Genomic DNA, 11,395 nt, shown 5'->3' with positions numbered 1-11,395 from the left:
CGTTTTTTGGTCGCGGGGGTTGGCGGACAAGCCCCGCTCCCCCCCGCGGGGGGAGCTGGCCGCACCCCCCCCGCGCCCGGCCCCCCCCCCCCGCCGGGCGCGGTTCGGGGCGCAGTGGCGACGTCGAGACAGATGAACGCAGGCGGCGCCGGGTCGGCGGCGGGGTGGCGCGAGTGTGGGGAGAGGCCGTGAGAGGGGTGGGTGTTCAGGCGGCGGGCGGGGTGATGACGGTGCCGCCGAGGACCGTGCCGAGCCAGGGTGGCTGGGCCAGGAGAGCCGAGTACGGGTAACGGCCGCGGGCGTCGAAGACGGCGAAGTCGGCCCGGGTGCCGGGCGCCAGTGACCCGATCCGCCCCTCGCCCCGGTCCATCCCCAGCGCGCGAGCCCCGCCCGACGTGGCCGCCGCCACCAGCTTGCCGTCCAGCCCTCGGGTACGCAGCCCGAGCTCACGGGCGTTCCGCTTGATCGCCCCCGCAACCCCGAGCACGCCGCCGGGACCGGGATGGGGACCGGTGGCGAGGGCGAACGGGTTGCCCTCGTCGAGGAGCGCCGGAACGTCGGCCCCAGGCGAAAGGCCGGCCGGGCGGACGGCCACCACGGTCCGGCGCAGCCGCAGCAGCTTGCGCTCCCCGGGGTCCAGGGGCCGGGCGCAGACGACGTGGCAGAGCCGCCCCAGCACCCCCGCCTCGTCCAGGGCCGCGGGCGAGTGCCGGTCCAGATCCGCCAGCAGCCGCAGCCCGAACGTCCTGGCCAGCACCGCCACGTCCTCCAGCACCTGAGGATCCGGCGTGTGCGCCGCGATCCCCACCGCGCACGGCCGTTCGACCTCGCGAATGGCCGTGATCAGGGCGTTCCGCCCGTGCGCCTCCCACTCCTCCTCGCTCCCGCTGGTCACCTCGACGTACGAGATGCCGGGGACCCCGACGGGATCGGCCAGGTCGGACACCACGCCGGCCCGAGCGGTCACGCCGGCGGCGGGGGCGACGCCGCAGGCGTCCACCAGCCCGGCCACGATCATCCCCGTCCACCGCACTTCGGCGGCGCGGCGGAAGGACGAGAGCACCGAGGTCCGCGTACCGACCTTGACCACCCGGTCACCCCTGACCGCCACCGCACCGTCACGGATCGGATCGGTGCAGACAGGAAGGACGAGCGGGGCGGAATGGATCACGACGGGCGCGGGCGCGCGCCTGCCCAGAGCCGGGCCGGCGCGCATCGCAGACGGCATGAGATCTCCCGTCGGACTTTCCCTTCAGGGCATTAAACGTGAGCCAGGACAAGTGCGCAATCGGGACGAACCAGGCAATTTCCCGGTACGGATAAATCGCGACAGGGCGCTCATTTCGCGGCACCTGATCGTTGATCTCCTGCAATAACGTCTATACCGTCAATCCGTGATTGCCCCGAAGAAGCTGTTACAGGGTGTGCTGGCGGCCATCGTGCTGATCCCGGTGAGCCTGATCGCGACCCCTGCTTCCGCAGCACCCCCCACAGACCCCGAGTACCCGTGGCGGCAGAACCACTGGCCGCAAACGCAGCCCTGGCAGCTCGACGCACCCGCCGACGCCCAGGCCCTGCGCACCCGCCCGCCCGGCGGCATCAAGCCCATCGACCCGCAGAACTGGGCGAACCCCGACAGCATGACGTGGGCGGACTACAAGCAGCCGCCTGGCACCAAGTGGAACGACCCTGCCGTCAAGGGGTCGAAGCGCACGTTCAAGGGCGCGCTCGTGCTGCTCGACTACCCGAACCAGCCGTTCGTGGTCACGCAGCCCAAGGGCTCGACCATCTACGCGAACCCGAGCGCCGAGGCCCACGACATCCCGCGCGACCAGGTGGCCAGGTTCTACCAGGACTTCCTCAACACCCCGAACGCCCTCAACAAGGGGCACACCATCCACGAGTACTGGATGGAGGACTCGGGCGGCAGGTACGGGGTGGAGCTGACCGGGTTCGGGCCCTACACGCTGTCGGGCAAGGACCACGAGTACGCGATGGAGTTCCAGGCGGGCACCGGCTGCCCGTCGGGCGACAGCTGCACCAAGAACCTGCGTACCGAGGGCAACGCCGCCTGGATCTCCGCCGTCGGCGAGGAGGTGGCCAAGCAGTTCGACTTCGTCTTCTACCTGAGCGCCGGCCAGGACGAGTCGTCCACCTGGCAGGAGTTCGGGATGATGAAGTTCCCGACCAAGGAGGACGTGCCGGACGAGTGGGGCCCGCCGGACCCGGCGCTGCCCAACTGGGTGGCCACCCGCTACGTCGACTGGACCTCGTGGCAGGCCGGCTCCAACTTCTGGCCGAACGCCCGCTTCGGCATCGACTCGGTGCAGGCCGAGAGCTCCGGCATGGCCGTCTACGCCCACGAGCTGAGCCACATCATGGGCATCGCCGACAACTACAACAATCCCTACGCCGTACCGCCCAAACGGGCGTACACCGGCGTCTGGGAGATGCTGAGCCGCGGCAGCTTCAACGGTCCGGGCGGCCCGCACTCCCGCTGGTTGATCCCGCCGACGGCCGGCGCGTCCATGGGCGCCCAGCACATGCTCCGCAACAAGATCAAGCTGGAGATGGTGGACGAGCAGAACGTCCTACGCCTGTCGCGCGCGGCGCTCGACGAGTCGGGCCTGGTCACCGCCAGGGTCCTGGCCCGCGTGGCACAGCCGGGCAAGAACGGGCTGGCCGGCGTCAACATCTCTTTCGACGCCGACGGCGACAAGAGCTCGTGCGACAAGGCCGACCCGCTCTGCGACGGCGGCGGCTACGACAACTACACGGTCGAGGTGGTCGACCGCATGGGCACCGACTCGTTCACCCCTGACTCCGGCGTCCTGCTGGCCAAGACCAAGAACCAGGACAAGGCCCCGTTCGAGTGGGTGATCGACGCGAACCCGCAGGACATCAACATGACCGACTACGTCATGCCCGACGGGACCAGGGTGCCGATCACGATCGGCGACTACCGCCAGCTCGCCGACGCCCTCTTCCACGCCGGCACCGACTCCGGCAGCGAGTACGAGTACGTCGACCAGGCCAACCGCCTGCACTTCTACATCACCGACGTCAAGCGCGACCGCGACGGCCTCCTCTCCTACACCGTCGCCATCCGCTCGCTCGGCGGCGCGGGCCCGCAGAAGCGCGGCGTCAAGGTGCTCCCTGCGGCCGGCCTGCCGACCGGCAAGGGCGTCTCCAGCTGCAAGTTCCCGCTGTTCAACACCGGTAAGTCCGCGCCGGCGCAGGGACAGCACCCGGAGGACGTCAGCGCCTACCTCAACTCCGACGTCTACCGACTCAAGGCCGAGGTCCAGGGCAAGGGCTGGACCGCCCAGCTCCCGAACGCGCTGGCCTCCGTCGCGTTCGGCAAGGAGGATCTGGTCACCGTGAACGCCGTGCGCGCGTCCGGCGGCGACCGGCTGGCCAGGGTCAAGCTCACCGCCACCTCGGAGAGCGACCCCACCAAGACGGCGACGGCCACCTGTCACGTGATCGGCTAGTGAATGAACGATGGGGTACGGCTGGCGCAAGCCGTACCCCATCGGTTTGAATCACCCGCAAGGGGGTGTTCGTTGACAGGCGAGCTGCCGGACAGACCGAAACCACGACGGAGAAGGGTACGTTGGGCCGCGCCGGTCTCGGCGGGACTGGCGGCCGCCGCGGCGAGCGTGCTGACGGCGTCCATGGAGTGGGAGATCCCGGCGGCGGCCAAGATCGCCGTCACCGGGGCGGCGGCCGTCCTCGTAGGACTGACCACCTGGGCCACCACCGAGCCACGCGAGCCCAAGCGCCCGGCCCTGCCAGGCCCCGCCTCGCTCTCGCCCGACCAGTGGCCGCCCGTCCCCGAGCACTTCACCGGGCGCGCGGAGTCGCTCGCCGAGTTACGCGAGGTCTTCACCGAGCGCAGGAAGTCCTCGGACCTCTCGCCGCCCCTCGTGGTCTCGGTGTACGGCCGGGGCGGCGTCGGCAAGTCGGCGCTGATGACCAGGTTCGGGCAGGAGGTGGCCGGCTGGTTCCCCGACGGCAGGCTCTACGCCGACCTGCGCGGCGGCGTGGACGCCCCGGTCCGCCCGGACGAGGTGCTGATGGGGTTTCTGCGCGCGCTCGACGTGCGCCTGACCACCGACCCCGGCGGCCTCGACGAGTTACGCAAGCTCTGGCTGACCTGGACCAAGGGCCGCAGGATCCTCGTCGGCCTGGACAACGCCCACGACGCCGACCAGGTCAAACCGCTGATCCCCGCCGAGCCCGGGTGCGCGGTGCTGGTCACGTCCCGTGCGCCGCTGTTCCTGAACGGCACCCATGACACGCGGCTCGGCGTGTTCAGCGAGGCGCACGGCGTGGAGCTGCTGGCCCGGCTGGCCGGCGGCGCCAGGGTCGTCGAGGACCTCGACGCCGCCAAGGAGATCGTGCGGATGTGCGACTACCTGCCGCTGGCGATCAACATCTGCGGCGCCCGGCTGGCCACCCGTGAGCAGTGGACCATGCGCGAGATGGCGGGCCGCCTGGCCGACACCCGCCGCCGCCTCGACCAGCTCGAAGTGGCCCCGACGGTCGACAAGAGCGTGCGCGCCTCCGTACAGCTGAGCTACGACGACTGCACGGGGATGCAGCGCCGCCTGCTGCGCCTGCTCAGCGCGCTCACCGCGCCGGACGTGCCCGGATGGGTGGCCGGCGAGCTCCTCGACATCTCCGGGCTCGACGGCGCCGACCAGCTCGAGGCCCTCATCGACGCCCAGCTCGCCGAGTGCTCGGGCACCGACCAGACCGGCGCGATGCGTTACCGCCTGCACGACCTGGTCAGGGTGTTCGCCGCGGAACTGGCCGAGCAGGACGAGGCAGGACGGCGCAGGGCCGCCGTCGAACGCGTCCTCTACGGCTACCGCCGCCGCGCCGAGGAGGCCGCGCAGGACCGCTGGCCGCAGGACTGGAGCCGCGGCGGCCGCCGCTCCGCCCCCGATGGGGAAGTACGGGCCGCCGACTGGCTCAACGCCGAGCGGCTGTCGCTGATCGCCATGATCCACCTGGCCCGCCAGCTCGAGCTGTGGGAGCTGACCTGGGGGCTGACCCGGGCGTTCTGTTCGCTGTGCCACTCGCTGCGCGCGTACTGGCCCGACTGGGTGGCCGTGGCGGAGATCGGCTGCGAGGCCGCCGCGCAGAGCGGCGACCGGCGCGCGCTGGCCATCGCGCTGCTCGACAGCGCCTCCGTGCACGGGGGCCTGGGCCTGCGCGAACGGGCGCTGAAGGAGGCGGAACAGGCGCTGGAGGCGTTCGCCGACCTGGGGGAGTCGTGGTGGGCGGCCAGGGCCATGCGCACGATCGGAATGACGCTGTTCAGCGACGGCCACCTGGACCGGGCGCAGGACTACCTCATCGGCGCCATCACCGCGTTCAAGGGTGAGGACGACCTGTGGTGGATGGCCCGCACCCAGCGCAACCTGGCCGAGATGCGCATGACGGAACGCCGTCCGGACGAGGCCAGGGAGCTGCTGGAGGACGCCCTGGAGATCTTCAAACGGGAGGGCAACCGCTACTCGGAGGCCCAGACGCTGCGCGTCTACGGCGAGGTGCTGGCCGCGCAGGCGCGCGCCGAGCACGGGGACGGCGACCACCGGCTGGCCGTCAACCTGTTCACCAGGGCCGGGTTCAGCCTCGACCGGGCCGCCGAGATGTTCAAGCAGCGCGGTGAGCTGTGGGAGGAGGCACGCTGCCTGCGGGCCGCCGGAGAGGTGGGCGACCCGGACAACGGGCTGCGCGAGCTCGAGTACGTCCGGCGGGCCGAGCAGATCCTCGCGGCGCTGGGCGACTCGTGGGGGGTGGCCAGGACCGCCGTGTCGGCCGGCCGGGCGCTGGCGAGGCTGGGACGGATCCAGGAGTCGGAACGGGAGCTGCGGCGGGCCGTGCAGGGGTTCGAGGAGCTCGAGGACCGGTGGTGGATGGCCAGGAGCCTGCGTTACCTCGGCGAGGCGCACCTGGACGCGGGCGGCCGCGGGGCCGCGGTGGAGCCGCTGGAGCAGGCCAGGGAGATCTACCGCAGCCTCGGCAACGAGGCCGGCATGCGCCGTACCCTGGAACTCCTAAGGCGCGCCGCACCCTGACCCTCAGGTGAGCGGGCTCCTGATCAGCTCGCCTGCCGCCTGCCTCGCCTGGAGGATGCTCTCCTCGAACAGCTTGCGCACGTGCGCCGCCTGATCGGCCAGCTCCCTGATGCGCTGGTGGGCCAGGTCGTCCCGCACGGTGTCGGCGATCAGCTGCTGGTACTCGGGGGTCTTGGCGGCCAGCGCCTCGAGCCGCCGGTGCGCGTGGTAGACCCGGTCCGCCTTGATCACCTGCTTGGCGTACTTCTCCAGGTGGCGTACGCGCCGCGACAGCGACGTCCAGGCGGCGTCCAGCGCGCTGGAGTAGGGCTTGAACGCGTCCTCCAGGCCCGGCGGCAGCTCGCGGGGGACGAGCTTGCCGTGCTCGGAGTGCATGGACGACAGCCGCCGCAGCCGCTGGGCGATCTGCCAGAGCTCCTCGGGCAGCGACACCTGGTTCTCGATGCTGTCGATCAGGCCGTCCTTGTGGACGCGGGAGGCCATGATGGCGTCGACCGCGTTCTGGGCCCTGCGCAGCAGCATCTGGCAGGGGTGGTCCAGGTCCTCCGGGATGACGTAGTAGTTGGCATGGACCTGGGCCAGGCTGAGTTTCCGCCTGGTCGAGCGATAGGTGCTGTCCATCGCCATCCAGCGGATCAGGACGATCAGGCCGACTCCCATGCCCGCGATCAGTAGACCCTCCATTCCGGTCATCAGGCCGAGCATCGCCAGGAAGCCGGGGAGGATGAAGAGGACGGCGGGGTTCTTCGTGGTGTCCATGCGTGCACCCGATCGGGCCTTGCGGAGAATGTGCGGGCTCGACCGCAGCTCGACCGAGATCTCCGGGGGCAGCGATGGATCGATCACCAGCCGTGGAGGCAGAGCTCGTGGATCCATACGTTCATGCTGCGGTATGAACCTCGAATCCGCTCATATTTGGTGGACATATAGGGTCGCAATAATGGATGAGATGACGAGGTGGATAGACCTGGAAGGCGCGGTCAACGCGCGTGACCTGGGCGGACTGCCCACTCGCGACGGCGGCCGCACCCGTCGCGGGCGGATCTTCCGTGCCGACAATCTGCAGGGCCTCACGCCCGCCGACGTGACGCTGCTGGTCAACGAGCTGAACCTGCGGCACGTCGTGGACCTCCGCTCGAATGCCGAGGTCTCGTTGGAGGGCCCCGGGCCGCTCACCCATGTGCCCGAGGTGCGGCACCACCATCTGACGTTGTTCGCGGAGGGCGGCACGCACACCGACGTCGAGGCCGACACCATCGACGGCGACCGGGTGCTGCCCTGGGCCGAGCGCGTCCTGGACGAGGAACTGCGGGTGACCGGCTTCTACTTCGGTTACCTGCGCGACCGTCCGGACGCCGTGGTCGCGGCGCTGCGCGCGATGTCGATGGACGACGGGGCGGCGCTGGTGCACTGCGCCGCCGGCAAGGACCGCACCGGCGTGCTGGTGGCGCTGGCCCTGGAGGTCGCCGGGGCGACCCGGGAGGCGATCGTCGAGGACTACGAGGCCACGGGGGAGCGGCTGGAGCTGATCCTCAAGCGGCTGCGGGGGAGCGAGACGTACCGGGGCGACCTGGACTCGCGCCCGGCCGACGACCACATGCCCCGGGCGCGGTACATCGAGCAGTTCCTCGGGGTGCTCGACGACCGGTTCGGCGGGCCGATGGGGTGGCTGACGCGCCACGGCTGGACCGACGCCGACACGGCGGCGTTGCGCGCCCGTCTGCGTGACTGACGCCTGCGGGAGCGTCAGGTCAGGTGGGCGACGATGCGCTGGGTGGCTGAGAGGCGGGCGGCCTCGATGACGGTCAGCGTGTCGATCACGCTCTCCGGGTCCACGGGCGGTGGCGCGCCCTCGCGCAGCGCCGCCGCCACACCCCGGTAGAAGTCCAGGTACGCCCCCGGCTCGGTCTGCACGGCGCGGTAGGCGTCCTCCGTGCCGAGCAGGCCCCAGCTCCCCTCGTCGTCCTCCCCGAACTCGGGCGAGTCGGGCGCCATCCCCGCCCGCAGCCGCTCCTCCTGCAGGTCCATCCCGTGCTTCACGTACGCCGCCGAAGACCCCAGCACCCGGAACCGCGGCCCGCGAAAGGCGGACACCGAGCTCATCCACAGGTGTGACCGGGCACCGCCCGCGTGCGTCAGCGCGATGAACGTGTCGTCGTCGGAGGCCACGCCCGCACGCCGCACGTCACTCTCGCAGTAGACCTCACGGACGGGCCCGAGCAGCTGCAGGGCCTGGTCGACGAGGTGGCTGCCCAGGTCGTAGAGCAGCCCGCCGATCTCCTCCGCGCCCCCGGTCTCCCGCCAGCCGCCCTTGGGCACCGGCCGCCACCGCTCGAACCTCGACTCGAACCGCAGCACCTCGCCCAGCCGCCCCTCCTCGACCAGCCTCCGCACGGTCCGGAAGTCGCCGTCCCACCGGCGGTTCTGGTAGACGGTCAGCATGAGGCCGCGCTCCTTGGCCAGCCGGACCAGCTCGCGCCCCTCCTCGGCGGTCCTGGCCAGGGGCTTGTCCACGACGACGGGCAGGCCGTGGGTGAGCGCGGCCGTGGCCGTGGTCACGTGGGTCCTGTTGGGCGAGGCGACCACGACGAGGTCACACCGGTCCCACAGCTCCTCCACGTCGGGCACCGGGGTCGCGCCGTACTTCTCGGCCGCCTCGGCCTGCCGGGCGGCGTTCCTGGTCACGACGGCGGCCAGGCAGAGCCCTGGGGTGGCGTGGATGAGAGGGGCGTGGAAGTACGCCCCCGCGGTGCCATAGCCGACCAGCCCGACCCGGAGTTCGCTCATTTGCCCAGGCTATCCCTGGGCTGGGTTCAGTCCTCGTCCCGCTCGGCGAGGAAGGCCTCGAACTGGGCGGCGAGCTCGTCACCCGTCGGCATCGGCGTGGTCTCGGCCATGAGGTTCTCGCGTTCGGAGCCTGCGGCGAAGGCGTCGTACTGCTGCTCCAGCCCCGTGATCGCCGTGGACAGCTCGGTGGAGGCGCTGATCTGCTCCTCGATCTCCGTCGTCGTACGGCGCGCCGCGTCGCGCAGCGACTCCATCGGGAACACCAGCCCCGTACCCCTCGTCACGGCCTCCAGGCCGGTCACGGCGGCGGTCGGGTATTCGGCCTGCGACAGGTAGTGCGGCACGTGGATCGCGTACCCCAGCGCGTCGCGGCCCTGCGCCCCCAGCCGCAGCTCCAGCAGCGCCGCCACGCTCCCCGGCACCTGGACGCGCCCGAACGCGCTCGTCTGGGCGTTGATCAGCTCGGGCCGGCTGGCATGCATCGTGATGCCGAGCGGCCGGGTGTGCGGAACCGCCATCGGGATGCCGTGCAGCGTCACCAGCTTGCTCACGCCCAGCCGCGCCACCAGGTCCGACACGGCCCTGGTGAACAGCTCCCACTCCCGGTCGGGCTCGGGCCCGCTCATCACCAGGAATTCCGTCCCTGTCGCGTCTTTGGCGACGTGAACGGCCAACTCCGGGCTCTCGCACTCGACCCAGCGATCGGTGTCGAAGGTCATGATGGGCCGGCGAGAGCGGTAGTCGAGCAGCCGGTCCACGTCGAACGTGGCCACGACCCGGTGCTCAAGCTCGGCCAGCACGTGGCCCAGCGCGAGGTGTCCGGCGCTCCCCGCGTCGACAAAACCGTCGAAGTGGTACAACAACACCGGATCGGGTAGCTCGGGCACGTCATCGGCGAGCTCGTAGAGATCCGTCGGGTCGAACACGGTTGGACAGCCTTTCCCTAGGTACTCATCTCCAGAACCTACGGCGCGTCGGAACGATTCCGCGTAGAGACGGACGGAACGGTTCCGTGCACGGCACCCTATCGAGGCACAATGGGACGCATGGACCGGGACCCGGAACTCGATGAGTCGGTGACCAGGATGTTCGACCTGGCCAGGGCGGGCGACACGGAGGCGCTGCGCGCGTGTGTGGAGGCCGGGGGGCCGGTCGACCTGACCAACGGCAAAGGTGACACTTTGCTGATGCTGGCGGCTTACTACGGTCACGCCGAGACTGTACGGATGCTTGTCACGTGCGGCGCCGACCCCAACGGGATCAACGGCCGCGGGCAGACGCCGCTCGCGGGCGCGGTCTTCAAGAAGGAGTCAGCGGTGGTCAGAGCGCTGCTGGACGCGGGCGCCGATCTGAACGCGGGCGCGCCGTCGGCTTTGGACACGGCGCGAATGTTCGCAAATGACCGGTTTATCCAATGGTTTACAGATCGTGATTCATAATATGAAATAAGCTTTTATGGTATTGAAGTTGTCGAGTGTGGCCTTTCGATAGGTCCCTCGTCATGCTGGATGGCGTGGCTACTTCTGCGCACTCTTTCAGTAGGCGACCGCTCCACATCCCTCCGCTGCCGTGTCCGTTCCCGAACGAGATCAACGTGCATGCCTCGGAGGTCGACGCGGAGAGCCACGCATGGCTGGCCGCCTCAAACATGCTCAACGGCGCCGAGGCGATCGAGCACTTCCGGCGCTCCAAGATCGGCCTGCTCGCGGCCCGGACCAACCCGACCGTGCCGCGCGATGCCCTCCGACTGATCAACGACTGGTACAACTGGCTTTTCGCGTTCGACGACGCGTTCTGCGAGGGCGAGCTGATGGGGCGCCGGGCCTCCGCGCTGGCCCGCGCCCTCCCGCCGCTCCTGGAGATCCTCGACGGACGCAGGGAGCCGTCCGCCGACGACCCGTTCGGCCTCGCGCTCATGGAGCTGCTGCACCGCATCTCCGCGTCCGCCACCCCCGCACAGGTGGACCGGTGGCGCATCACGGTGAAGGAGTACCTGTTCGCCCAGATCTGGGAGGCGGCCAACCGCGAGGTCGACCTGATCCCCACTCCTGAGGACTACGTGCTGATGCGCCGCATCACGGGGGCCACCTACACCTGCTTCGCCCTCATCGACGCGGGCGGCGGCTACCGGCTCGAGGCGGAGGAGTGGCACCACCCGGACGTCCGCACGCTCTCCGACCTGGCGTGCGATCTCATCGGCTGGGACAACGACCTGCTCTCGTACGCCAAGGAGCGCGGGAAGGACAAGGCCAGGCACAACCTCGTCACCGTGCTGGCCACACACAAGACCCTCTCGATCCAGGACGCGCTGCGTCAGGTCTCGCAGATGCACAACGACGCCGTCGCCGCGTTCGTCGACCGCCGCGCGGCGCTGGAGCACTGGGCCCCGCTGCCGGTCCGTAAATATGTCAGAGGTCTCGAGCACTGGGTGCGGGGGCACATCGAGTTCTCGCTGGGCAGCGCGCGCTACATGCACGCGTGGCCGGACGGCACCCGCTGGCCGCAGGCAGTATGAG

9 protein-coding genes are annotated in these 11,395 nt (G+C 70.4%); 5 read left to right on the top strand and 4 right to left on the bottom strand.

Annotated elements, in window-relative coordinates; genetic code table 11:
• Window positions 1-205: 205 nt before the first annotated feature.
• Window positions 206-1,228, bottom strand: a complete 1,023-nt coding sequence (locus tag AB0J64_RS02190) for an amidohydrolase family protein (protein ID WP_364019169.1) — start codon at window positions 1,226-1,228, stop codon at window positions 206-208.
• Between the two features lie 166 nt (window positions 1,229-1,394).
• Between AB0J64_RS02190 and AB0J64_RS02185 the strand changes: the two genes are divergently transcribed.
• Both AB0J64_RS02185 and AB0J64_RS02180 read left to right on the top strand, forming a co-directional pair.
• Entirely contained in the window at window positions 1,395-3,494 is a 2,100-nt protein-coding gene (locus AB0J64_RS02185) for a M6 family metalloprotease domain-containing protein (protein ID WP_364019166.1), read from the top strand.
• Between the two features lie 72 nt (window positions 3,495-3,566).
• Window positions 3,567-6,092 carry a tetratricopeptide repeat protein gene (locus AB0J64_RS02180; protein ID WP_364019163.1) on the top strand — a complete coding sequence of 842 codons (2,526 nt, stop codon included), beginning with the start codon at window positions 3,567-3,569 and terminating at the stop codon, window positions 6,090-6,092.
• 3 nt (window positions 6,093-6,095) lie between these two features.
• Here AB0J64_RS02180 and AB0J64_RS02175 read toward each other — a convergent pair whose 3' ends face one another.
• Entirely contained in the window at window positions 6,096-6,968 is an 873-nt protein-coding gene (locus AB0J64_RS02175) for a hypothetical protein (protein ID WP_364019160.1), read from the bottom strand.
• Window positions 6,969-7,041: 73 nt separating this feature from the next.
• Here AB0J64_RS02175 and AB0J64_RS02170 point away from each other — a divergent pair, with 73 nt between their 5' ends.
• Entirely contained in the window at window positions 7,042-7,824 is a 783-nt protein-coding gene (locus AB0J64_RS02170) for a tyrosine-protein phosphatase (protein ID WP_364019157.1), read from the top strand.
• Between the two features lie 14 nt (window positions 7,825-7,838).
• Here AB0J64_RS02170 and AB0J64_RS02165 read toward each other — a convergent pair whose 3' ends face one another.
• Window positions 7,839-8,879, bottom strand: a complete 1,041-nt coding sequence (locus AB0J64_RS02165; RefSeq protein WP_364019154.1) for a Gfo/Idh/MocA family oxidoreductase — start codon at window positions 8,877-8,879, stop codon at window positions 7,839-7,841.
• Window positions 8,880-8,905: 26 nt separating this feature from the next.
• Window positions 8,906-9,805, bottom strand: a complete 900-nt coding sequence (locus AB0J64_RS02160; RefSeq protein ID WP_364019151.1) for a PAC2 family protein — start codon at window positions 9,803-9,805, stop codon at window positions 8,906-8,908.
• Window positions 9,806-9,925: 120 nt separating this feature from the next.
• Between AB0J64_RS02160 and AB0J64_RS02155 the strand changes: the two genes are divergently transcribed.
• Both AB0J64_RS02155 and AB0J64_RS02150 read left to right on the top strand, forming a co-directional pair.
• Window positions 9,926-10,318 (top strand): ankyrin repeat domain-containing protein, encoded by a 393-nt coding sequence (locus AB0J64_RS02155; RefSeq protein WP_364019148.1) that lies wholly within the window; start codon window positions 9,926-9,928, stop codon window positions 10,316-10,318.
• A gap of 155 nt (window positions 10,319-10,473) precedes the next feature.
• Complete coding sequence (locus tag AB0J64_RS02150) at window positions 10,474-11,394, top strand: hypothetical protein (protein WP_364019145.1); 921 nt, start codon at window positions 10,474-10,476, stop codon at window positions 11,392-11,394.
• The last annotated feature ends 1 nt before the right edge of the window (window position 11,395 follow it).

It is taken from the genome of Nonomuraea sp. NPDC049695, assembly GCF_040674955.1.
Classification (GTDB): Bacteria; Actinomycetota; Actinomycetes; order Streptosporangiales; family Streptosporangiaceae; genus Nonomuraea; species Nonomuraea helvata.
Note: the sequence above shows the minus strand (reverse complement) of the source record. Positions and strands in the feature narration are given on the sequence as shown.

Bases quoted from the DNA above. Each gene is read 5' to 3' on its own strand.
- AB0J64_RS02155 (WP_364019148.1), top strand. From the start codon at position 9,926: ATGGACCGGGACCCGGAACTCGATGAGTCGGTGACCAGGATGTTCGAC.
- AB0J64_RS02190 (WP_364019169.1), bottom strand. From the start codon at position 1,228: ATGCCGTCTGCGATGCGCGCCGGCCCGGCTCTGGGCAGGCGCGCGCCC.
- AB0J64_RS02165 (WP_364019154.1), bottom strand. From the start codon at position 8,879: ATGAGCGAACTCCGGGTCGGGCTGGTCGGCTATGGCACCGCGGGGGCG.
- AB0J64_RS02175 (WP_364019160.1), bottom strand. From the start codon at position 6,968: ATGGATCCACGAGCTCTGCCTCCACGGCTGGTGATCGATCCATCGCTG.
- AB0J64_RS02170 (WP_364019157.1), top strand. From the start codon at position 7,042: ATGACGAGGTGGATAGACCTGGAAGGCGCGGTCAACGCGCGTGACCTG.